At 67.9% G+C, this 21,313-nt stretch carries 19 protein-coding genes and 1 CRISPR repeat array (1 of these 20 only partly in view); of the genes, 6 read left to right on the forward strand and 13 right to left on the reverse strand.

Annotation, left to right across the window (positions count from 1 at the left end; genetic code table 11):
* Positions 1–1,828: a CRISPR direct-repeat array (repeat unit 32 nt; unit sequence GTCGCCCCCCACGCGGGGGCGCGGATCGAAAC); it begins 5,250 nt to the left of the window's first position.
* An 80-nt stretch (positions 1,829–1,908) separates the two neighbouring features.
* Positions 1,909–2,925 carry an aldo/keto reductase gene (locus tag ACTDI4_RS02795; RefSeq protein ID WP_442839702.1) on the reverse strand — a complete coding sequence of 339 codons (1,017 nt, stop codon included), beginning with the start codon at positions 2,923–2,925 and terminating at the stop codon, positions 1,909–1,911.
* A 102-nt stretch (positions 2,926–3,027) separates the two neighbouring features.
* Positions 3,028–3,759, reverse strand: coding sequence for a GntR family transcriptional regulator (locus ACTDI4_RS02800; protein ID WP_442839703.1), 732 nt, complete (start codon positions 3,757–3,759; stop codon positions 3,028–3,030).
* Positions 3,760–4,027: 268 nt separating this feature from the next.
* On the opposite strand from ACTDI4_RS02800, the gene ACTDI4_RS02805 reads away from it, so the two are divergent.
* Genes ACTDI4_RS02805 through ACTDI4_RS02820 form a run of 4 tightly spaced genes read left to right on the forward strand, consistent with a single transcriptional unit; the run spans position 4,028 to position 7,180 of the window.
* Positions 4,028–4,774: an SDR family NAD(P)-dependent oxidoreductase gene (locus ACTDI4_RS02805; protein ID WP_442839704.1), complete on the forward strand. Its 747-nt coding sequence runs from the start codon at positions 4,028–4,030 to the stop codon at positions 4,772–4,774.
* 18 nt (positions 4,775–4,792) lie between these two features.
* Positions 4,793–5,638 carry a fumarylacetoacetate hydrolase family protein gene (locus ACTDI4_RS02810; protein ID WP_442839705.1) on the forward strand — a complete coding sequence of 282 codons (846 nt, stop codon included), beginning with the start codon at positions 4,793–4,795 and terminating at the stop codon, positions 5,636–5,638.
* Between the two features lie 14 nt (positions 5,639–5,652).
* Positions 5,653–6,501, forward strand: a complete 849-nt coding sequence (locus ACTDI4_RS02815; protein WP_442839706.1) for an amidohydrolase family protein — start codon at positions 5,653–5,655, stop codon at positions 6,499–6,501.
* 55 nt (positions 6,502–6,556) lie between these two features.
* Positions 6,557–7,180 carry a LysE family translocator gene (locus tag ACTDI4_RS02820; RefSeq protein ID WP_442839707.1) on the forward strand — a complete coding sequence of 208 codons (624 nt, stop codon included), beginning with the start codon at positions 6,557–6,559 and terminating at the stop codon, positions 7,178–7,180.
* An 18-nt stretch (positions 7,181–7,198) separates the two neighbouring features.
* On the opposite strand, the gene ACTDI4_RS02825 is transcribed toward ACTDI4_RS02820, so the two are convergent.
* The 10 genes from ACTDI4_RS02825 to ACTDI4_RS02870 all read right to left on the reverse strand — a co-directional run bounded on the left by ACTDI4_RS02825 (position 7,199) and on the right by ACTDI4_RS02870 (position 17,881).
* Positions 7,199–8,263, reverse strand: a complete 1,065-nt coding sequence (locus ACTDI4_RS02825; RefSeq protein WP_442839708.1) for an ABC transporter ATP-binding protein — start codon at positions 8,261–8,263, stop codon at positions 7,199–7,201.
* Complete coding sequence (locus ACTDI4_RS02830; protein ID WP_442839709.1) at positions 8,263–9,054, reverse strand: ABC transporter permease; 792 nt, start codon at positions 9,052–9,054, stop codon at positions 8,263–8,265. Before ACTDI4_RS02830 ends, ACTDI4_RS02825 begins: the two co-directional genes overlap by 1 nt.
* Positions 9,054–9,920, reverse strand: a complete 867-nt coding sequence (locus tag ACTDI4_RS02835; RefSeq protein ID WP_442839710.1) for an ABC transporter permease — start codon at positions 9,918–9,920, stop codon at positions 9,054–9,056. The genes ACTDI4_RS02830 and ACTDI4_RS02835 overlap by 1 nt, the downstream gene beginning before the upstream one ends.
* 26 nt (positions 9,921–9,946) lie before the next feature.
* Positions 9,947–11,008, reverse strand: coding sequence for an ABC transporter substrate-binding protein (locus ACTDI4_RS02840; RefSeq protein WP_442843244.1), 1,062 nt, complete (start codon positions 11,006–11,008; stop codon positions 9,947–9,949).
* 58 nt (positions 11,009–11,066) lie between these two features.
* The gene (locus tag ACTDI4_RS02845) at positions 11,067–12,032 is read right to left on the reverse strand and encodes a PfkB family carbohydrate kinase (protein ID WP_442839711.1); all 966 of its coding nucleotides are present in this window, start codon (positions 12,030–12,032) and stop codon (positions 11,067–11,069) included.
* A complete protein-coding gene (locus ACTDI4_RS02850) occupies positions 12,029–13,060 on the reverse strand; it encodes an ADP-ribosylglycohydrolase family protein (protein ID WP_442843245.1) in 1,032 nt (343 codons plus the stop codon). Before ACTDI4_RS02850 ends, ACTDI4_RS02845 begins: the two co-directional genes overlap by 4 nt.
* A gap of 131 nt (positions 13,061–13,191) precedes the next feature.
* A complete protein-coding gene (locus ACTDI4_RS02855) occupies positions 13,192–14,178 on the reverse strand; it encodes an ABC transporter permease (protein ID WP_442839712.1) in 987 nt (328 codons plus the stop codon).
* Entirely contained in the window at positions 14,175–15,155 is a 981-nt protein-coding gene (locus ACTDI4_RS02860) for an ABC transporter permease (RefSeq protein WP_442839713.1), read from the reverse strand. Before ACTDI4_RS02860 ends, ACTDI4_RS02855 begins: the two co-directional genes overlap by 4 nt.
* A complete protein-coding gene (locus tag ACTDI4_RS02865; protein ID WP_442839714.1) occupies positions 15,152–16,687 on the reverse strand; it encodes a sugar ABC transporter ATP-binding protein in 1,536 nt (511 codons plus the stop codon). The genes ACTDI4_RS02860 and ACTDI4_RS02865 overlap by 4 nt, the downstream gene beginning before the upstream one ends.
* Before the next feature lie 69 nt (positions 16,688–16,756).
* On the reverse strand, positions 16,757–17,881 hold the full coding sequence (locus tag ACTDI4_RS02870; RefSeq protein WP_442839715.1) for a sugar ABC transporter substrate-binding protein: 1,125 nt from the start codon (positions 17,879–17,881) through the stop codon (positions 16,757–16,759).
* 353 nt (positions 17,882–18,234) lie between these two features.
* Between ACTDI4_RS02870 and ACTDI4_RS02875 the strand changes: the two genes are divergently transcribed.
* Positions 18,235–18,957 (forward strand): GntR family transcriptional regulator, encoded by a 723-nt coding sequence (locus tag ACTDI4_RS02875; protein WP_442843246.1) that lies wholly within the window; start codon positions 18,235–18,237, stop codon positions 18,955–18,957.
* Between the two features lie 160 nt (positions 18,958–19,117).
* A complete protein-coding gene (locus ACTDI4_RS02880; protein WP_442839716.1) occupies positions 19,118–20,080 on the forward strand; it encodes a dihydrodipicolinate synthase family protein in 963 nt (320 codons plus the stop codon).
* A gap of 89 nt (positions 20,081–20,169) precedes the next feature.
* Here ACTDI4_RS02880 and ACTDI4_RS02885 read toward each other — a convergent pair whose 3' ends face one another.
* Positions 20,170–21,204, reverse strand: a complete 1,035-nt coding sequence (locus ACTDI4_RS02885; RefSeq protein WP_442839717.1) for an Ldh family oxidoreductase — start codon at positions 21,202–21,204, stop codon at positions 20,170–20,172.
* Positions 21,205–21,313: the final 109 nt, after the last annotated feature.

A 21,313-nucleotide genomic window follows, 5' to 3' on the forward strand; every position in this document is an offset into this window, starting at 1 on the left:
CCCCACGCGGGGGCGCGGATCGAAACATCAGGCTTTGACTGCTGCCACTGCCATTCAATGGTCGCCCCCCACGCGGGGGCGCGGATCGAAACACCCGCGCATCACCTGCGCCCTGCTTGTCGCGCTGGTCGCCCCCCACGCGGGGGCGCGGATCGAAACAGGTATCTCCTCGTTGCAGAGATGCACGATAGTGTGTCGCCCCCCACGCGGGGGCGCGGATCGAAACGATTTCAATGAATCGCGGGTCCAGTGGATCGCTTGTCGCCCCTCACGCGGGGGCGCGGATCGAAACGCGTCGTACGCCGCAGCATGGACGATGTCGCCAAGTCGCCCCTCACGCGGGGGCGCGGATCGAAACCCGGTAATCCCATTGATTGCGAGCGCGCGCAACGGTCGCCCCTCACGCGGGGGCGCGGATCGAAACTCGCGACCGGACTCGACATGCTGCCGGGTGGCGGCGTCGCCCCTCACGCGGGGGCGCGGATCGAAACCCAGTTGACGTTGACCACCTGCCGGGCAGCGAAGGTCGCCCCTCACGCGGGGGCGCGGATCGAAACTTTGGTACTTTCGGCCACGCGATAGACCGTGACGTGTCGCCCCTCACGCGGGGGCGCGGATCGAAACTTGATCAGGGCGCCGAACAGCTCCTCGGCCTTTGTCGCCCCTCACGCGGGGGCGCGGATCGAAACGCCCTGACGAACTGATCCATAGCCGTCGGGCAAGCGTCGCCCCTCACGCGGGGGCGCGGATCGAAACCCTGCTTTCTGGCCATACGTTGCAGCAACACAATCGTCGCCCCTCACGCGGGGGCGCGGATCGAAACTGTCGATATCGCTGCTTGTGTATGCTGCCCATGATGTCGCCCCTCACGCGGGGGCGCGGATCGAAACCTTGCGGGCCACGCGCACCGTGCGCAGGCATGCGGGTCGCCCCTCACGCGGGGGCGCGGATCGAAACTTCCAGTCGCTGATGTTCAACGCCTGGCAGAACACGTCGCCCCTCACGCGGGGGCGCGGATCGAAACTATTATGGATTTCCGGGTGATCTGCCGGCGCGGGGTCGCCCTTCACGCGGGGGCGCGGATCGAAACGGGATGGGAGCGGCAATAGGAAGTTCGAAGAGGGCGAGTCGCCCCTCACGCGGGGGCGCGGATCGAAACGCCCTCTCGGACATGGAGGCATACCTCGACGGCGGGTCGCCCCTCACGCGGGGGCGCGGATCGAAACAGTTCGTTGGCGCTCATCACCTGATAGTTGCGGGGTCGCCCCTTCACGCGGGGGCGCGGATCGAAACAGCGGGTGGGCTGATGGCACAGCCAGCCTATCCGAGTCGCCCCTTCACGCGGGGGCGCGGATCGAAACTGCGGCTTGGCTTGCACGATGGGCGCAACGAACGGGTCGCCCCTTCACGCGGGGGCGCGGATCGAAACACGAGGAGCGCGTGGCCGCCGGCCTGACGCCGGAGGTCGCCCCTTCACGCGGGGGCGCGGATCGAAACGTCATCGGCAAAGCAGAACTCGACGTAGTCCGGGTCGCCCCCACGCGGGGGCGCGGATCGAAACCTTGCGGGCCTCGGCCGGGCTGGCCAAGCGGGCCAGTCGCCCCCCACGCGGGGGCGCGGATCGAAACATTGCCAACGCGCAGCCGGAACTTGACCGCGGCTGTCGCCCCTTCACGCGGGGGCGCGGATCGAAACCTGTTGGGCGGGGCGTTGCGGGACATCACCCCGAAGTCACCCCCACGCGGGGGCGCGGATCGAAACGCCGGCGTGAAGCCGACTGCCTGCGCGATCGCGTCGTCGCCCCCCACGCAGGGGCGCGGATCGAAAACCGGCATCCGGGGCGCGATGTGAGCCGGTCCGTCATCGACCGCGTTTCCGGATCACCATGGCGCGTGTCGGAAGCGGGCGTCAGTCCAGCGCATCGATGGCGTTCCACAGGGTTGCCGGAACCTCCTGCTCGAACCATCGCACGTTCGCGCCTATCTGCTCCGGGCTCCTGGCGCCGACCAGCACGCAGGACACGGCCGGATGGCGGAGCGGAAACTGCACGGCCGCCGCGCCCAGCGGCACGCCGTGGCTTGCGCAGATTTCGGAGAGCCGGTCCACTTTCCGCGCAATGTCGGGCGGGGCGTCCATATAGTTGTATTTGCGCGGGCCGGCATCGCCGGCGGCGAGGATGCCGGAGTTGAAAACCCCGCCGGCCACGATCGCGACACCTTGCGCGTACGCCTTGTCGAGCAGCGTTTCCGCGGAGCGTTCGAGCAGCGTGTAGCGCCCCGCCAGCAGGCAGCAGTCGAGATCGGCCTCGCCCATCGCCGCCTCGATGACGTCCGCCTCGTTGACCCCCAGCCCGAAGCCCTTGATCAGCCCCGCCGCTCGCAAGTCGGCGAGCGCCTTGAAGCCGCCGCAGGTCAGTGCGCGCCAATGGTGCTCATGCCGGTCGGCATGCGTCAGGCGGCCGATGTCGTGAACATAGAGCAGGTCGATTTCGGCGAGCCCCATGCGCTGCTGGCTGTCGTCGAAGCTGCGCATGATGCCGTCGTGGGAATAGTCGAACACCTCGCGGAAATTCAGGCCGTTGTGCCAGCCGGGGTCGAGCGGGTTCTTCGGCGCCACCGGCGGCAGGTCGCGCCCCGGGCGGGGCCTTGCCATCAGCCGGCCGACCTTGGTGCTGACGACGGGCCGGGCGTTCTCGGGCAGGCGCTCCCGCAGGAAATGACCCAGAAGATGTTCGGCGCGCCCGAGGCCGTACATGGGGGCCACGTCGAAATAGCGGATGCCGGCTTCCCAGGCCCGTGCCATGGCGGCCAGGGCCTCGTCTGCCGGCGAAGGCTGGTAGAGCCCGCCGAAGGAGGCGGCGCCGAGGCCGAGCGCGGTCGCCTCGAGGCCGGAACGCGTGAGGCGGCGCGGTTCGGAGATTTTCATGCAAGAACTCCCGCAGGCTGGTGCATTGGCTGTTCGGGCATCGGCTTTTCCAGAAACCGCATTTTGCCTTCGATCGCGGCTGGGCCCGGCTCTCGAAAGGTCTCAGGACGAGGCCGGGCGGGGCGCGGCGTCGAGGTAGGACATGGTGTTGCTCAGCGAGGTTTCCAGATGGGTCCGCAACGCCGCCATGGCAGCGTCGGGGTCGCGCCGGCGGAGCGTCTCCAGGATCGCGCGGTGCTGGGCGATCGTCTCCTGCCCGGCGCCGGGCGACGGCAGCAGCAGCAGCCGGCAGCGGTCCATCTGCGCCTTGGAGATGTCGACGGCCTTCCACAGCATGGACAGGCCGTTCACTTCGGCGATGTAGCGGTGGAAATCGTCGTCGCGCGCGATCGCCTCGTCGAAGCGGGAGCGCTTGAGCGCCGTTTCGTGGGCGCCGATAATGTCCTCCAGGTCCTGCAGATGGCGTGTCCGGATGACCGCGGCGGCCCGCCGGATGCTCTCCAGCTCGAGCGCGATGCGGATGATATAGGCTTCCTCCACCTGCTTGCGGCTGATGTCCGCGACGAATGTCCCCGTCTGGGCGAACACCTCGATCAGGCCCTCGTCGCTGGCTTTCTTGACGGCCTCCCGCACGGGCGTGCGCGAAATTCCCAGGCTTGCCGCGATGTCGATCTCGCTGACCGGCGCCCCAGGCGCCAGTTTGCCCGTGACGATCGCCTTGCGCACCAGCGCATAGACCTGGTCACGCAACGGGATGGAGCGGTTGAGAGACACGCCGAGCAGGAATTCGGCCAGACGGTCGTCGCTCGATATCGCTGAAGATCTCGACGCCATGCCCTGTTCCCCGGCCCTGCCTCTTGTCGCGGTTCTGTCTGTGCCCTTGCCATAGCGTCTCATGGTGCGCATCGATGGCCACGCGCACGCATTGCGGCGGGCGAGGCGCAAGCGCAGCGCATCCGGACCGGTTCTGCGCCGGCGCCAATCCACGCTTGCATTATACTAATGTAATATGCGAGAGCAATCCTGAGCGATGGCGGCGTGCGTTCGTTCGGCCTGCAGAAGGCGGCGGCCTGCCCGTTCGATTCGCCAGGAAAGGCTTAGGATGAACCGGATCGAACTTGAAGGCCAGGTGGCGGTGGTGACGGGCGGCGCGCAGGGGCTGGGCCTGGCCTTTGCCCGGCGCATTCTGGCTTCCGGGGCCAGGCTGAGCCTGTGGGACGTGAACGGCGAGCGGCTGGAGGCGGCGAGGCAGGAACTGGGCGGCGCGGTCGAGACGGCCGTCGTCGACATCACCGATGCGGATGCGGTCGTGGATGCCCACGCCAGGACCGAGGCCGCCTTGGGGCCGGTCTCCATCCTGGTGAACTCGGCCGGCATCGCCGGACCCAACCACACGCTGGAGGCCTATCCGCCGGAGGACTGGAAGCGGGTGATCGACATCAACCTTCACGGCACCTTCCACGTCAACCGCGCCGTGGTGCCGTCGATGAAGGCGCGCAATTACGGCCGCATCGTCAATGTCGCCTCGATCGCCGGCAAGGAGGGCAACCCCAACGCCTCGGCCTATTCGGCCTCGAAGGCGGCGGTGATCGGCCTGACCAAGTCGCTCGGCAAGGAACTGGCCGGCCACGACATCGCCGTCAACTGCATCACCCCGGCGGCAGCGCGCACGCCGATCTTCGAGCAGATGAGCCGGGAGCACATCGACTACATGCTGTCGAAAATTCCGCGCGCCCGCTTCCTGGAGGTCGAGGAGGCCGCCGGCATGGTGGCTTGGCTGGTCTCCAGGGAAAACTCGTTCACAACAGCGGCCGTATTCGACCTCTCGGGCGGCCGCGCCACCTACTGACCGATCGGAGGACAATTCATGAAACTGTTGCGTTATGGCCCGCACGGCGCCGAAAAGCCCGGCCTGCTGGATGCGGACGGGGTGGTTCGCGACCTGTCGGGCCATGTCGCCGACATCGGCAGCGCGGCGCTGGATCCGGCACGGCTTGCCGAGCTGTCGCAAATCGACCCGAAGTCGCTGCCGGCGGTGTCGGGCACTCCGCGCATCGGCCCCTGCGTGGCGGGCGTGGGCAAGTTCATCTGCATCGGCCTCAACTATGCCGACCATGCGGCCGAATCCGGCATGGCCGTGCCCTCCGAGCCGGTCGTCTTCATGAAGGCGTCCTCGGCCATCGTTGGCCCGGACGACGACGTGCTGATCCCGCGCGGGTCCGAAAAGACCGACTGGGAGGTGGAACTGGGCATCGTCATCGGAAAGACGGCCAAATACGTGTCGGAGGCCGACGCGCTGGACTATGTGGCCGGCTACTGCGTGGCGCACGACGTGTCGGAGCGCGCCTTCCAGATCGAGCGGCAGGGCCAGTGGACCAAGGGCAAGAGCTGCGACACCTTCGGCCCGATCGGGCCGTGGCTGGTGACGAAGGACGAGGTCGCCGACCCGCAAGCGCTGCCGATGTGGCTGAAGGTCAACGGCGAGACCATGCAGAACGGCTCGACGAAGACCATGGTCTACGGCGTGCGTCATCTCGTGTCCTATCTGTCGCAGTTCATGAGCCTGCAGCCGGGCGACATCATCTCCACCGGCACGCCGCCCGGCGTCGGCATGGGCATGAAGCCGCCGCGCTACCTCAAGGCCGGCGACGTCGTCGAACTCGGCATCGAAGGGCTCGGAACCCAGAGACAGAACGTCAAGGCGGACCAATAGGAGCCGGCCCGGCCATGACCAGCCTCGTCGTCGATGCGCATCACCATTTCTGGCGGGTGGATCGCGGCGACTATGGCTGGCTGTCGCCCGAACTGGGCGAGCCGCTCTATCGGGACTACCTGCCGGCCGACCTCGCCCCCTTGCTGCGCAAGGCCGGGGTCGACCGCACGGTCCTCGTGCAGGCGGCGCCGACGGAGGCGGAAACCGCTTTCCTGCTCGACCTCGCCGGCCGGACCGACTTCGTCGCCGGCGTCGTCGGATGGCTGGACCTGGAAGACCCGGCCTTCGAGGCGAAGCTCGACGGCTGGATGAAACATCCCAAATTCGTCGGCCTGCGGCCCATGCTGCAGGACCTGGACGACGACGCCTATATCCTGCGCCCCGGGGTGATCACTGCCCTGCGCGCGGTCGCCGAGCGCGGCGTGGCCTTCGACTTCCTCACGTTTCCGCGCCATCTCGGCAATGTCGCCGAGGCGCTGGAGGCGGTGCCGACGCTGCGCGCGACGATAGATCACATCTCCAAGCCGGACATCGCCTCGGGCGCGTTCGAGCCATGGGCGCAGGACATTGCGCGTGTCGCAGCCTTTCCCGGCGTCCATTGCAAGCTTTCGGGCATGATCACCGAGGCGCGCCACGATGCCTGGAGGCCCGGCGACCTCCGGCCCTATGTCGAGCACGTGCTGCAGGCATTCGGCCCCGAAAGGCTGATGTTCGGCAGCGACTGGCCGGTCTGCCTGCTGGCCGGCTCCTATGCCGAGGCATTCAACGCGCTGCGCACCGTTCTGGACCCGCTGCTGTCGGGCGCCCGGCAGGCCGGCGTCTATGGCGGCAACGCCATACGCTTTTACAGGCTTTCGGTCTGAGTTGGCCCGCACAGGCCGTTGACCGGCGGGCCGGCGGCTGTGATATGTGTGCGCCATGACTTTGCACGCCTGGTCGATCTATCTCATTGCCGCCATCGGACTGTCGCTGACGCCCGGCCCGAACGGGCTGCTGTCGCTGACGCATGGCGCCTGCTTCGGCTTCCGCCCGACCATCTTCACCGTGCTGGGCGGCGCGTTGGGCTTCTTCGTGCTGATCGCCGCCTCGCTTGCCGGGCTGGGGGCGCTGCTGGCTGCCTCGGAACAGGCCTTCACGGTCATGAAATGGGTGGGTGCCGCCTATCTCATCTATCTGGGCATCCGGATCTCGCGGATGCCGTCGCCGCAGATTTCCGCCGGCGATCTTGAGGCAGCGAACGCCAAGGCCAGCCCGTCCCAGCTCTTCAGCCAGGGGTTCCTGGTTGCCGCCACCAACCCCAAGGGGCTCATCTTCTTCGCGGCGTTCCTGCCGCAATTCATGGTTCCCGGCCTGTCCTACCTCGTCCAGCTCGCCATATTCGGCGGCACCTTCGTGCTGGTCGAGGTGGTCTACGAACTGCTGCTGGCACGCACGGCGCAGAAGATCGCCCCGTGGCTTTCCAGGCATGGCCGCTGGTTCAACAAGATAACCGGCGGCGTCTTCATCGGCGTCGGCGCGGCCCTGACGACGATGAGCCGCTGACCCGGCGGCGCGGGCAGGTCACTCCGGCTCGACCGGCACGGTGCTGCGCGGCGACCAGCTCAGCACCACCTCGTCGCCCTCGCGCAGGTGCTCGGAGCTTCTGTTCTGCACGTTGACCTTGATCGTCGCGCCGTCGCGGTCGACGAAATAGGTGCTGGAATTGCCGGCGAATATGCGCTTCGAGATCCGCCCCTTCAATGTGTTGGCGGCTGCGTCGGACGGGGCGCCGGGCGCAGCGATGTCGATGCGCTCGGGCCGCACCGCGCAGCTTGCCTTGCCGCCGGCCGGCATGCGCGGTCCGCCGCCGGCGGAAATCTCGGTGCCGTCGGCAAGCCGGATGCCCCTGGCCGTGGCCTCGCCGCGCAGGATGTTGGCGTCGCCCAGGAAGGTGGCGGCGAATTCGCTCCTCGGCCGGTCGTAGATTTCTTCCGGCGTGCCCTCCTGCTCCAGCCGCCCGTCGCGCAGAATGCCGATGCGGTCGGCCATAGTCAGCGCCTCTTCCTGATCGTGCGTGACGAAGACGGTGGTGATGCCGACCTCGCGCTGGATGCGCTTCAGCTCCACCTGCATGTCGACGCGCAACGCCTTGTCCAGCGCCGAAAGCGGCTCGTCGAGCAGCAGCACGCGCGGCCGGGTCACGATGGCGCGCGCCAGCGCGACGCGCTGGCGCTGGCCGCCGGAAAGCTGGTGCGGGCGGCGCGGTCCCAGCCCGCCGAGATGCACGAGATCGAGCACCCGCTTCACTTCGGCATCGATCTCGGCCTTCGGCTCGCCGCGCACGGACAGGCCGAAGGCGATGTTGTCGGCCACGCTCATGTTGGGAAACAGCGCGTAGTTCTGGAACACCATGCCGATGCGGCGCTTCTCCACCGGCACGCGCTCCACGCTTTCGCCGCCGATTTCGATGCGGCCGGAATCGGGGAAGTCGAAGCCGGCGATGGTGCGCAGCAGCGTCGTCTTGCCGCTGCCCGAAGGGCCCAGCAGCGCATAGAAGCCGCCGTCGGGGAAATCGATCGAAACGTCGTCCAGCGCCCTGGTGGCGCCGAAGCTGCGCGAGACGTTGGTGACCCTGACCTCGGCCATTATCGTTCTCCGCCGAATTTGAAGAAGCGCGCGGTCAACAGCATCAGCGCCATCGACACCGCGATGATGATGGTGGAGACGGCGTTGATCTCGGGCGTGAAGCCCTTTCGGATCGCCGCGTAGATCTCCACGGGCAGCGTGTCGCGGCCGGGCGTCGACAGGAAGTAGGAGACGACGAACTGGTCGAACGACACGGCAAAGGCAAACAGCGCGCCGGCGATCACGCCCGGCATGATCCAGGGCAGCGTCACGCGCATCGTCACCTGCCACTGGTTGGCGCCGAGCGAGCGGGCGGCCTCCTCCAGTTCCGGGGCGAAGGTCCGCAGCCTGGCCGAAACCACCACCACGACATAGGGCAGCGCCAGCGCCACATGGCCGAGCAGGATGGCATGCAGGCCGCGCCCGATGCCGACCGCGAAGAAGAAGATCAGCATCGCCGTGCCGGTGATCAGCCACGGAATGGCGATCGGCGGAAACAGCAGCGCCTCCAGCAGCCGCTTGCCGCGGAAGTCGTGGCGGAACAGCGCCAGCGAGGCCATGGTGCCGAGAACGGTCGAGATCAGCGTGGTGGCGACAGCGATGCTGAGCGAGTTCCACGTCGCGGCGATGAGCTGGCCGTTGCGCGACAGCGCGACATACCAGTCGGTCGTCCATTCCATCGGCAACTGGTAGAAGGGCGAGGCGTTGAACGACATCAGCGCCATGATGATGATCGGAAGATACAGGAAGGCCAGAAGCAGCCCCACATAGAGACGTCCCAGCCATTCCAGGATGCGGGTGGTGGCCGCCATCACGCAACCCTCTTCAGCACCGGCGCCGCCGCCGCCAGGATGAGGAGCACGACGGCGAGCAGGATGAAGGAAAGCGCCGCGCCCAGCGGCCAGTTGAACACCGCCACGAACTGGTCCTCGATGACCGTGCCGTAGAAGGTTCCGGTGCGCCCGCCCAGGATGCGCGGCTCCATGAAGGAGCCGACCACGGGGATGAAGATCAGCGCCGCACCCGCGATCAGGCCGGGCATGGAAAGCGGCAGGATCACCCGCCACAGCGTCTGCCGCCGCGAGGCGCCGAGCGAGCGAGCCGCCTCGATCAGGGAGCCGTCGATGGCCTGCAGCGTCAGATAGCAGGTCAGCACCATATAGGGCACGTAGGAGTGCACCAGCCCGATGATGACGGCCGGATAGGAATACATCAGGTCGATATTGACCTTGAACGGCAGCACGGCGTTGAGCGCGGTGTCGAGGATGCCGCCCTCGCGCAGCACCATGGCCCAGGAGAAGATGCGCACCAGCCCGTTCGACCAGAAGGGCAGGATGACGAGCAGGAAGATCGCCTCGCGGCTGCGCCCCTTCAGCACCTTGGCCAGCACATAGGCGGCGGGATAGCCGATGAGGACGCACCACAGCGTCACTTCCAGGCCGAGCCGCAACGACGCCAGCAGCAGCTTCGCGTAGAGGCCTTGCGAAAAGAAGGCCGCATAGTTGCGCAAGGTCGGCGACCAGTCCCTGCCGGCCATCGGCAGGTCGGTCATGAAGGAGAAGAAGGCCATGGCCGACAGCGGCAGGAAAACCGCCACCGCCAGCCACAGATAGGCTGGAGCCAGCAGCGGCAGCGCCGCCGCCAGCCCGTCTCTCCGCCCGGTCGTGCCGCCGGCCATCGGCCGTCCCCTCCGGCGCCCGGGGCCTACTTCACGTTGACCTTCAGCTCCTGCCAGAGTTGCAGATACTGCTCGCGCTGGGCATCGGTGATCGGCGCCTGGAACTGGATGCGCTTGGCGACCTCGGGATCGCCCATCACCTTGCGGTTGAAGGCATCCTCCGGCAGCGCGGCCACCGCCTTGTCGTTGGCCGAGACCGGCGCGCCGACCTTGGTGTCCCATTCCACGTAGAAGCTCGGATCGATCATGTAGTTGATGAAGGCTTCCGCGCCCTCGACATTCTTGGAGCCGACGGGGATGGAGAAGGAATCGAGCCACGCCACGGCGCCTTCCTTGGGCACGACCAGGGAGACCGGCAGCTTGAAGTGGGTCTTGGCGCGATCGGCCGAACCGCTCCAGTAGGTGCCGACGTCGATCTGGTTCGACGCCACAAGCTGGTTCCAGTCGTTCTCGGAGCTCCAGAAGGTGCGGATCTGCGGCATGAGCGAGGCGAGCTTGTCCTTGACCGCATCCATGTCCTTGATGTCGTTGATGTTCTGGCCGGTGGCGATGGCCCCGAACTGGATCGCCTCGACGGCGTCGTCGCGGATGACGACGCGCCCCTTGTGGGCCGGGTCCCACATCACCTCGATGCTGTCGGGCGGCGTGTCGAAGGCCTTGTCGTTGATGGCGAGCGCGGTCAGGCCCCATGTCCACGGCACGCCGTACACCTTGCCGTCATGGTTCAGCATGGGTGAGCCGGCCTTGTCCTTGCTGATGTCGGCATAGTTGGACAGCTTCGAAACGTCGATCGGCTGGATCAGCTTTTCCGCCATCGCCTGGTCGTTGAAGGCGGCGTTGATCATGACCACGTCGTAGAGGCCGGGATTGGTCCGCAGCTTGGTCAGCATCTCCTGCTCGGAATTGAAGAAGTCGTTCACCACCTTGTGCCCGGTGGCCTTCTCGAAGGCCTCGACCGCCCAAGGCTCGTCGGCGCCGTAGCCCTTCCAGTTCAGTACATGCACCTCGGCCGCCTGGGCGGTGAAGGTCAATGCGGTGGTTATGAGCGCGGCAGCCGCGGCGAGGGCTGTCAACGCGGGCGCTTTCAGTGTGGGTTTGCGCATTTCTTCTTCCTCTCTTTGTCCGCCCGTCCTGTCGGGCGTGATGTCAGCCACCGGCCGCATGGTGGCGATCCGCCGCGCCACCGCTGCGGGCGATGAAATCCCGGATTTCCGTATCGGCCGGCGCCGACGCGCCGCCGTGGCGAGTGACGGAGATGGCGGCCGCGGCATTGGCATAGCGCGCCGCCTCGAAGGGGTCTTGTCCGTGCGCCAGTGCGCTCACGAAAGCGCCGATATGGGTGTCGCCGGCGCCGTTGGTGTCGACGGCCTCGACGGAAAATCCTTCCACCATGCGTCCGTCGGCGCCGGCGGGATGCACGAAGCAGCCCTGCGCTCCGAGCCGCACGACGACGCCCCGTGCCGCCGGGCAGCGGGCGAGAAGCCGCGCCGCCATTGCCGCGGCATCGCCTTTCCCGGCCAGGAATGCGGCCTCGGCGGCGTTGCAGCTCAGCCAGTCCGTGCGGGCCAGCACGCGCTCCAGGATCGGGGCGGGAATGTCGGCCACGACGGGCGCGGGGTCGAAGACGAAGGGCATCGGCCGCGGCAGCGCCGCGATCCAGCCGGCCAGCGCCTCGCGGCTGCCGGGATAGCTCAGCGTGTAGCCGGAAATGAACGCCCAGTCCCCGGTCGACGGCGCGACAGCGGCCAGCATCGCCGGCGTGACGCGGCCCTCCGCGCCCGGCCAGGAAACGAAGGTGCGTTCGGCATCCGCGGTGATCATCACCACGCAATTGCCGGTATCCATTTCTCGCGAGGGCGGCGTCAGCGTCGCGATCTTCTCGGCCGCGAGGGCGGCGCGCAGCGCATCGCCGTTCGGCCCGGTGCCGTGCTGGCCGGCGAAGGCCACCGCCATGCCGGTGCGCGCCGCGGCGACCATCATGTTGAAGCCGCCGCCCACCACCTGCGCGTAGCTTGCCGCGACCTTTTCCGAACCCGCTTCCGGCAAGGCGTCCAGCCGATAGACATGGTCGACCACCGCGCTGCCGATGTGGAGCAGCCGCGGCGTCGTCATGCCCCGTTCTCCGTGCTGGCCGCCGCTTCGGCCGCGCGCCGCGCCGCCAACAGATCGGCGGCGAGCGCCCGCACCGCCTGCGGATCGATGCCGCGCAGTTCCGCGATCCGGTCGGCCGGCAGGCGCGACAGCCCGGCGCAGGCGCCGGCGATACCGGCGGCGATGGCGCCGATCGTGTCGGTGTCGCCGCCGAGATTGGCGCTGATGACGGCCGCCCGCCAGGGGTCGCCGTCGGCCACTTCCAGCACGGCGAAGGCGGCAGGCACGGCTTCCTGGCTGGCCACGCTGGTGCCGACCAGATCGACGATCAGGCGGGTGGCCTCGGCCTCGGCCCTGCCGCGCACCAGCCCCTGCGCCCATTCGATGCGTGCGGCGATGTCGGCGCCTGCTACCCAGTGGCCGAGCTTCGCGCCCTGCGTGGCGGCCGCCAGCGCGTCACGGCTGGCCTGCCGCCAGTCGCCGCCGGCGACGCCGCGGCTGACCGCCGCGGCCACCGCTGAAGCAGAAGCGATGGCGATCGAGGTGTTGTGCGTGGCGCGGCAGGTCTCGGCGACCTTGGCGACGAGGGCCGCAAGCGGCTGCGGCGGCATTATGACGCCCACCGGCGCGATGCGCATGGCCGCGCCGTTGGTGTCGCCGTATCGGCCGGCCTCTTCCGGCGCGATGCCGTTGTTGATGGCGTCCAGCGCGCGCTTGGTCGAAGGGCCGAGCAGGTCGTAGCTGCCGCGCGCCCTGACGTCGCGTTCCCAGTCCAGGAGCGCGTCGGCCCAGCGCCTGTGGTCGAAAATCTTGCCGGAGCCGAGCAGCACCCGGCCCAGCAGCAGCGCCTGCTCGGTGTCGTCCGTGATGGTGCCCGCCTCCAGGCCGCGCGAGACCGGATGGTCGGGGGTCGGCGGCAGGAAACGGTCGACATGGCCGTAGGCGGCGGCGATGGCGCGGGCGGACAAAAGTTGCGTCGGCATGCCGAGCGCGTCGCCCAGGGCACCCCCCATCAGCGCCCCCATCGCCCGGTCGAGAGCCGTGTCCATCACTACCGTCATCTCCGGCTTCAGGTCCGATGCGTCATGGCGACGCCATGCCCGCCCGCACTTCCACGCGGACGCTCGTTGCATGGGCTTTCCCCTACGTCAAGCACGCCGTGGTGCCGGCGGCCCGGTTCTCAGCGGCTCGCCGGGGCGCGCCCGTAGAGCAGCAGCATGGCGACGATGACGACGCCATAGATGATCTGCCGGCCGGCTTCCTGGATCTGCATCACCGACAGGATGGATTGCAGCAGGGTGATGAGGATGACGCCGGCCACGGTGCCGAGATAGGAACCGCGCCCGCCGAGGATGGACGTGCCGCCCAGCACCACCGCCGCGATGGAGGGCAGCAGATAGGCGTCGCCCATCGACTGCGCCGCCTTGGAGGCATAGCCGGCGAGCAGCACGCCGCCGAATGCCGCCAGGCCGCCGGAGGCGACGAAGGCGATCAGCACCACGCGGCGCGTGTCGACGCCGGACAGGTAGGCGGCGCGCTCCCGGTTGCCTATGCCGTAGACGGAGCGGCCGAAAGCCGTGCGGGTCAGCACGAATATCATCGCCGCCCCGATCAGCGCCCAGATGACGACGGCGTTGGGAAGGCCCGGCAGGGTCGAGCCGGTGGCGATGTAGCGCATGGCGGCCGTCGCCGAATCCTGGGGCGAGAAGCCGCCGGTATAGACCACCATCAGCCCTTGCGCGACGGCGTTGGTGGCCAGCGTCACGATCATGGAGGGTATGCGCAGATAGGCCACGCCCACGCCGTTGACGAGACCCACCAGCATGCCGCACAGCACCCCGAAGGGAATGGCCAATACGACGCCGAGCGGCCCGTAGGCGGCGGCCGCGCAGCCCATCATGGCTCCCGCCGTCACCGTCCACGGCACCGACAGGTCGATCTGGCCGAGCAGGATCACCAGCATCATGCCGGTGGCGATGACGCCGAGGAAGGAGGCGACCTTCAGTTGCTGGAGCAGATATTCCGGCGACAAGAAGCTGCGCGAATAGAGGCTGCCGAGGAACAGCAGCACCACGATGCAGGCAAACGCCGTCACCACCGCCGGATCGGCGCGGCGCAGGAACTGCGGCAGGCGATCGGCGAGGCGGGCCACGGTCGTGTCGCTCACAGGAACCACTCCAGCCGGTTGCGCACGCGGAACAGCGCAAAGGCGCCGAGGCTCACCGCGATCAGCAGGATCACGCCCTGGAACAGCGGCTGCCACAGCGGATCGAGATCGAAGACGAACAGAAGGTCGCCGATGGTGCGGAAGGCGAGCGCCCCGAATATGGCGCCGACGGCGCTGCCGCGCCCGCCGAACAGCGACACGCCGCCCAGCACCACGGCCGCGATGGAAAACAGCGTATAGGTGTTGCCGCTGGCGAGCGCCGCCTCCCCGGTATAGGTGAAGAAGGTGAGGAAAAGCCCGCCCATCGCCGCGAGCACCCCTGCCAGCACGTAGGCGGCGAACTTGCCGCGCCGGATCGGCACGCCCGACATGTAGGCCGCGACCTCCGACGAGCCGGCCGCATAGGCCGCGCGCCCCAGCACCGAGCGGCTGAACGGCACCCACACCACCAGCACCACCGCGAGCAGCGCCACCAGGCTCGCCGGCACCACGCCGAGCAGCCTGCCCGTCAGCGCATCGGCGAGGTCCTCGTTGACCGACCCGCCCGGAAACGGCCGCAGCAGCAGCGCCAGCCCGTAGAAAATGGCGCCCGTGGCGATGGTGGCCACGATCGGCTGCAGGCGCCCGTAGATGACGATGGCGCCGTTGAGCGCGCCGCAGGCGGCCCCGGCCAGCAGCACCCCCGCCACGCCGAGCGCGGTCTCGAACGGCGAGCCCACGACGATCCACGAGGCCAGGCAATTGGTGAGCAGCAGCACCATGCCCACCGACAGGTCGATGCCGGCGGTGATCACCACCAGCGTCTGCGCCATGGCCACGAAGGCCAGCAGCACGCCCTTGTTGGCGGCGGTCTGCACCACGTTGGCGGTGAAGCCGGCGGGATGGTTGGAGGTGTAAAGCGTGAACATGACGAGGAAGATGGCGAGCGCCAGCAGGGTGCCGCGCTGTTCGGCCAGCCAGTAGCGCCAGTCCTTCATGCCGCACCCATCCTCGTCGTCTCGCGGATATTGAGCGCGCTGGAGATCAGCGCGTGCTCGGTGATGCCGGCGCCGGCCAACTCGCGCTGCACGGCGCCGTCATAGAGCACCAGCACGCGGTCGCAGCAGCCGATCAGCTCGGCATAGTCGGTGGAATAGAACAGGATGGCCGCGCCCTCGTCGGCCAGCTTGCGCAGAAGCTGGTAGATCTCCTGCTTGGTGCCGACGTCGATGCCGCGCGTGGGATCGTTAAGCAGGATGATGCGCGGCTGCCGCATCAGCCACTTGGCGATCACCACCTTCTGCTGGTTGCCGCCCGACAGCGAGCCGACGGGGATGTCGATGCCGGCGGTCTTGATGGCCAGAAGATGCACCATGTCGTCGATCAGCCGCTGCTCGGCGGCGCGGTCGATCACGCCGCCGCGCGACAGGAGGTCGAGCGTGGCGAAGGACAGGTTCTCGCGCACCGTCATGGGCAGCATCAGTCCCTCGGTCTTGCGGTCCTCGGGGATCAGCGCCATGCCGATGCCCGCAGCGCGCGCGGCCGCCGGGCTGTTGATGCTTACCTGGCGCCCGTCGACCAGGATGCGGCCGGAAAGCCCCCGGAGCACGCCGAAGAAGGCCAGCAGAAGCTCGCGCTGGCCCTGGCCGTCGAGACCGCCCAGCCCCACCACCTCGCCCGCCCGCAGGCTCAGCGACACGTCGTGCAGCCGGTTCGTCCACGAAAGGCCGCGTGCCTCCAGCACGGACGGTCCGTCGGGCGCCTTGTCCGTGCGGGCGGGGAAGGCATGGCTGACCTCGCGACCGATCATCATCTCCACCACTTCGTCGTCGGTCCGCGTTCCGGCGGCGTAGCTCGCCACCTTGCGGCCGTTGCGGAAGACGGTGCATTCGTCGGCCAGTTCGGCGATCTCCTTCATGCGGTGCGATATGTAGATGAGCGCCAGCCCCTCCGAGCGCAGGCGCTTCAGCACCTCGAACACCTTGGCGACGTCCGCCGCGGTGAGCGCGGACGTGGCCTCGTCGAGGATGAGGATGCGCGGCCGGCGCGCCAGCGCCTTGGCGATCTCCACCATCTGCATGCGCGACAGCGGCAGGTCCTTGACCAGCGTCAGCGGATGGATGTCGGCCGCCCCGGCCCGCGCCAGCGCCTCCTCGGCGATGCGGCGCTGCGCCCGGCGGTCGATCATGCCGAAGCGCCTGGGCGGATCGGAAATGGCGATATTGTCGGCGACGCTGAGGTCGGGGATCAGCGACAGTTCCTGGAACACGCACACCACGCCGGCCTGGTTGGCGGCGGCCGGCGAGGCGAAGCTCACCGGCCGGCCCTCCAGCGCGATCTCGCCCTCGTCCGGCGAGACGACGCCGGAAAGGATCTTTATCAGGGTGGATTTGCCCGCGCCGTTTTCGCCCAGTATGGCGTGGATCGTGCCCGCCGAGACCGACAGGTCGGCCTTCTCCAGCGCCTTCACGCCGCCGTAGCGCTTGGAGATGCCCTCCATGCGCAGCAGCGGCGCACCCGCGTCGTCCATCGGTTCCTCCCGCCGTTGAGAAGAAAGCCGTGCGCCGCGGGCCATCGCCGCGCGGCGCACGGCGAAGGGCTACTGGTTCTCCTTGGTCTGTCCCATGATCTCCTGCGCGGTGAAATTGATGCCGCAGGTCGGGAAAGAATTGCCGACGAAGAAGTTGTCGGACTCATTGGGGAAATAGTCCTGGCCTTCCTTAAAGTCGGGGTCGGAGGCGATCGCCAGCGGCAGCTTGACTTCCTGCGGCACCACATCGCCTTCCAGCGCGGCGATCGCCGTCTTGATCGCCACGGCGACCTGGGCGGGGCCGCTGCCGGCGGACGTGCATTTCAGGCCCTCCGAGGAATATTTGGCGCAGAACTTGCGGAAGCCATTCTCCGTTTCGCCACCGAAAGGAACGAAGGGATGCTTGGCATCCATCATGGCCTGCACCACGCCGGTGTCACCGCCCTGGGCGGTGATGCCGTCGAAGGGCCCGTTGGTGGCGATGGCGTCGGCGGTCACCTTCTGGGCGACGCCGTCGTCCCACTTGCCCATCACCTCGGTGACCTTGAAGTCCTTGCCCGAGGCCTTGAGTACCTCATGGATGCCGTCGTGCCGGTCGGTGTCGACGGATGTTCCGGCCACGCCGCGCACCTCGAGCACCTTGCCGCCGTTGGGCAGGTGCTCGACCAGCCACTTGGCCCACAATTCGCCGAGGCCTTTCTGGTCGACGTTGACGTTGATGGCGTCCTTGGTGTCGAGGATGTTGTCGAAGGCGACCAGGACGACCCCGGCCTGCTTGGCGCGCTTGATGACCGGGCCGAAGGCGGTCGGGTTCTGCGCGTCGGTGACGATGGCGTCATAGCCGGCGTCGATGAAGTTGTTGATCGCCGAGATCTGCGCCGGCACGTCCTCGCCGGTCGACACCACCTTGAATTCCTTGAGCTTGGCGGCGACATCCGGCTGGGCCGCATAGGCCTTCGCCGTCTGCACCATCTGGATGCGCCAGGTGTTGGCGATGTAGCCGTTGGCCAGCGCGATGCGATAGGGACCTTCCTTCTTCGGATATTTGAAGAACTGCGTGTCCTTGGTCCAGGGCACGAAGCAGTCCGGCTGGGCCGCGGGTCCGGACACGATCTCCGGATCTGCCAGCGCAGTGGCACCCAGCAGTAACAGAGCAGAAGCGGCAACGATGCCGCCAGCAAGCGATCTCACCATTGGTTCCTCCCAGTTGCATCCTTCACACTGTCGTTCCCGACCGCCTGCCAAAGCGGTGCGGCTGCCTCCTCCCGGGCAGCGGCGCTTCCGGCGCGATAGACCGGAAGCAGCCCTTCTCCGGCTTTCCGGCGCAGTGCGGCACCGGGCCGGCAATTGTTTCCAAGCCGACCATCCATGGTGACGCCGCCCGGCGGCGCTGTAAAGTGGGATTCTGACGGGCCGTCGGCCTGGCTGCACCCCGCCGCGCGGTCCCCATGCGCTCTCGGCCGACGAATTTCCCGTTCCGGCACTTTTCAGGCCGCGGCCGCCCCGGCTAAGTAGGCTCTCGTTCCGGGCATCGGCGAGGTTGGATGATGAGCAGGCGACGCGGCGAGCAGGAAGCCGACAGGACAAGCCTTCACCGGCGCGGCTCCGGCGCCTCGCATGTCTACGAGAAGCTGCGCAACGAGATCATCGAACTGACGCTGGCGCCGGGCAGCCCGATCGACGAGGTCCAGCTTGCCGGCCGCTTCTCGCTGTCGCGCACGCCGGTGCGCGAGGCGCTGGTGCGGCTGGCCGCCGAGGGGCTCATCACCATGCTGCCCAACCGCGCCACCATCGTGTCCAACATCGATTTCCTCAACCTGCCGCATTTCTTCGACGCGCTCACGCTGATGTATCGCGTCACCACGCGGCTCGCGGCGGCGCACCACCGGCCGCAGGATCTTGCAAGGATCAACGAACTGCAGCGCGCCTTCGCCGAGGCGGTCGAGGCGACGGACGCGCTGGCGATGATCTCGGCCAACCGCGACTTCCACCTAGGCATCGCCCAGGCGGGCCGCAACCGCTACTACATCGAGCTGTTCACGCAATTGCTGGACGAGGGACGGCGCATCCTGCGTCTCTACTACTCGTCGTTCCAGGACGTCCTGCCGCCGGAATATGTGGCCGAGCACGAGCAGATGATCGCGGCGATCGCCGCAAGGAACGTCGCGGAGGCGGACAGGCTAGCCAGCCTGCACGCCGACCAGATCGTGCGCCACATCCAGGCCTCCATCGCCGCCGACCCCCGCACCAACGCCCATATCGAGATCTGACGACCGGCTCCGAAGCCCGGCCGCGGGGTGGATATGCTCGGCCAGTGTTTTCTGTCGACAAATAAAATACAAGTGATATTATGCAGCCAGTCCCGGTAGATTGCAGGCGGCTGCATGCCTTGTCCGGGCGGGCAGAAACAGGCTTCCGAAGGAGACCCTCATGAACGCCAGCATTTTTTCAGGCTGCATCCCGGCGCTGATGACGCCGTGCAAGGCCGACCGCACACCCGATTTCGACGCGCTGGTGCGCAAGGGCCAGGAGCTTATGGCGGCCGGCATGTCCGCCGTCATCTATTGCGGCTCCATGGGCGACTGGCCGCTGCTGACCGACGGGCAGCGCATGGAAGGCGTGGCCCGTCTGGCCGCGGCCGGCGTGCCGGTCGTGGTCGGCACCGGCGCGATCAACACCGCCAGCGCCACGGCAATCGCCGCGCATGCGCAGAAGGTCGGCGCCAAGGGCCTCATGGTCATTCCGCGCGTCTTGTCCCGCGGCTCGTCGCCGACCGCGCAGCGCAACCATTTCAAGGCGATCCTCGCCGCCGCCCCCGATCTGCCGGCGGTGATCTACAACAGCCCGCACTACGGTTTCGCCACCCGCGCCGACCTGTTCTTCGCCCTTCGCGCCGAGCACCCCAACCTGGTCGGCTTCAAGGAGTTCGGCGGCCCCGCGGCGCTGACCTATGCGGCCGAGCACATCACCAGCGGCAACGACGAGGTGGCGCTGATGGTCGGCGTCAACACCGCCGTCTTCCACGGCATCGTCAATTGCGGGGCCACCGGCGCCATTACCGGCATCGGCAACGTGCTGCCGCGCGAGGTGCTGCATCTGTGCGCGCTTTCCCACGCCGCCGCCAAGGGCGATGCCGAAGCCCGGGCCCGCGCGCGCGAACTGGAGCAGGCGCTGGCCGTGCTGTCCTATTTCGACGAGGGCGCCGACCTGGTGCTCTACTACAAGTACATGATGGTGCTGAAGGGGAACCCCGAATACACGCTCCACTTCAACGAGACCGACGCCCTTTCCGACAGCCAACGCGGCTTCACCGAGGCGCAGCTCAAGCTGTTCGATGCCTGGTATGCCGACTGGTCCCGCCAGCCGGGCGCGGTGCAGAAATACGCCGCCTGACGGCAGCGATTTCCGCCACCTCGCGCCCTGAAAAGGGAAAGCAAGAAAAGGCCCTGTTCCTGCCGGAGCGGGGCCTTTTCATGTCCGGTTCAATTCACCGCGTCGAGGCCGAGGCTTTGCAGCCGCTCGAGCTGCGCCATTTCGGCGGCGGTGAGGGCGATGCCCTCGGCCTCGGCCTTGGCGCGCGCGGTAAAGCGGCGCTGCGAAGGCAGCCGCGCCCCCTGTTCGAGGATGGCATCGAACAGAACCTCCGCCCGGTCGAAGACATTGCCCGGCCGGCCGGCGGCGAAACGCTCGGGGCTGAAGGCCAGGATCAGTTCGCCATGCTGCGGCGCCAGCGTCGTCGTGCCGAGCAGATCCAGCGCCCCGGCGCTGGTCAGGTCGCCGATCATGGCTCCTGCAAGCAGTTCGATCATGGTGGAGATGGCCGAGCCCTTGTGCCCGCCGAAGGGAAGCATGGCGCCCGCCAGCGCCTGTTCGGGGTCGGTCGTGGGCTTGCCCTGCGCGTCGATGGCCCATTGCTCCGGCAGGGCCTTGCCGGCGCGGCGATGCAATTCGATCTCGCCGCGTGCCGCCACGCTGGTGGCGAAATCGAACACATAGGGCGACTTGCCGGGGCGCGGCCAGCCGAAGGCCAGCGGATTGGTGCCGAGCAGCGGCTTCGATCCGCCGGCGGGCGCGACCGTGGCGTAGCTCGGGCACATGGCCAGCGCGGCGACGCCCATGCCGGTCAGGGTCTCGATCTCGGGCCACAGGGCGGCGAAATGCACGCAGTCGTTTATGACGAGCGCGGCAACGCCCAGTTTGCGTGCCCGCGCCGCCAGCACCGGCGCGCCAAGATCGAAAGCGGGATTGGAAAAGCCGCCCTTCGCGTCGACGCGGATCACCGCGCTGCCGTCGTCGGCCAGTACCGGCGCGGCATCCGGCGCCACCTTGCCGGCCTTGACCGTGCGCAGGCAGCCTTCGATGCGGTAGATGCCATGCGACTTGCAGGCGTCGCGTTCGCCCGCCGCGATCGCATGCGCGAGCGAAGCGGCGGCAGGCGCGTTCAGTCCGGCGGTGCGGAAAATGCTCTCGATGAGTTCGGTCAGGGCATGGATGGTCAAGGTGGTCGTCTGGGTCATCTCGGCCTTCATTTCGCAGCAAACACGGGCATCTGGTCGACGCATGAGGCCTGTATGCAAAATGCATGCAGAAGATACAAGCGCGGAGCCGGCTTTCCGCAAACCGGCC

Origin of the sequence: Mesorhizobium sp. PUT5 (genome assembly GCF_052216645.1) — a bacterium.
Classification (GTDB): domain Bacteria; phylum Pseudomonadota; class Alphaproteobacteria; order Rhizobiales; family Rhizobiaceae; genus Mesorhizobium.

What these genes read in the sequence shown, in the direction of transcription:
- ACTDI4_RS02800 (WP_442839703.1), bottom strand. Translation starts at nt 3,759, where the DNA reads ATGGCGTCGAGATCTTCAGCGATATCGAGCGACGACCGTCTGGCCGAA.
- ACTDI4_RS02880 (WP_442839716.1), top strand. Translation starts at nt 19,118, where the DNA reads ATGAACGCCAGCATTTTTTCAGGCTGCATCCCGGCGCTGATGACGCCG.
- ACTDI4_RS02845 (WP_442839711.1), bottom strand. Translation starts at nt 12,032, where the DNA reads ATGACGACGCCGCGGCTGCTCCACATCGGCAGCGCGGTGGTCGACCAT.
- ACTDI4_RS02870 (WP_442839715.1), bottom strand. Translation starts at nt 17,881, where the DNA reads ATGGTGAGATCGCTTGCTGGCGGCATCGTTGCCGCTTCTGCTCTGTTA.
- ACTDI4_RS02805 (WP_442839704.1), top strand. Translation starts at nt 4,028, where the DNA reads ATGAACCGGATCGAACTTGAAGGCCAGGTGGCGGTGGTGACGGGCGGC.
- ACTDI4_RS02885 (WP_442839717.1), bottom strand. Translation starts at nt 21,204, where the DNA reads ATGACCCAGACGACCACCTTGACCATCCATGCCCTGACCGAACTCATC.
- ACTDI4_RS02815 (WP_442839706.1), top strand. Translation starts at nt 5,653, where the DNA reads ATGACCAGCCTCGTCGTCGATGCGCATCACCATTTCTGGCGGGTGGAT.
- ACTDI4_RS02795 (WP_442839702.1), bottom strand. Translation starts at nt 2,925, where the DNA reads ATGAAAATCTCCGAACCGCGCCGCCTCACGCGTTCCGGCCTCGAGGCG.
- ACTDI4_RS02820 (WP_442839707.1), top strand. Translation starts at nt 6,557, where the DNA reads ATGACTTTGCACGCCTGGTCGATCTATCTCATTGCCGCCATCGGACTG.
- ACTDI4_RS02835 (WP_442839710.1), bottom strand. Translation starts at nt 9,920, where the DNA reads ATGGCCGGCGGCACGACCGGGCGGAGAGACGGGCTGGCGGCGGCGCTG.
- ACTDI4_RS02830 (WP_442839709.1), bottom strand. Translation starts at nt 9,054, where the DNA reads ATGGCGGCCACCACCCGCATCCTGGAATGGCTGGGACGTCTCTATGTG.
- ACTDI4_RS02860 (WP_442839713.1), bottom strand. Translation starts at nt 15,155, where the DNA reads ATGAAGGACTGGCGCTACTGGCTGGCCGAACAGCGCGGCACCCTGCTG.
- ACTDI4_RS02850 (WP_442843245.1), bottom strand. Translation starts at nt 13,060, where the DNA reads ATGGACACGGCTCTCGACCGGGCGATGGGGGCGCTGATGGGGGGTGCC.
- ACTDI4_RS02825 (WP_442839708.1), bottom strand. Translation starts at nt 8,263, where the DNA reads ATGGCCGAGGTCAGGGTCACCAACGTCTCGCGCAGCTTCGGCGCCACC.
- ACTDI4_RS02865 (WP_442839714.1), bottom strand. Translation starts at nt 16,687, where the DNA reads ATGGACGACGCGGGTGCGCCGCTGCTGCGCATGGAGGGCATCTCCAAG.
- ACTDI4_RS02875 (WP_442843246.1), top strand. Translation starts at nt 18,235, where the DNA reads ATGAGCAGGCGACGCGGCGAGCAGGAAGCCGACAGGACAAGCCTTCAC.
- ACTDI4_RS02810 (WP_442839705.1), top strand. Translation starts at nt 4,793, where the DNA reads ATGAAACTGTTGCGTTATGGCCCGCACGGCGCCGAAAAGCCCGGCCTG.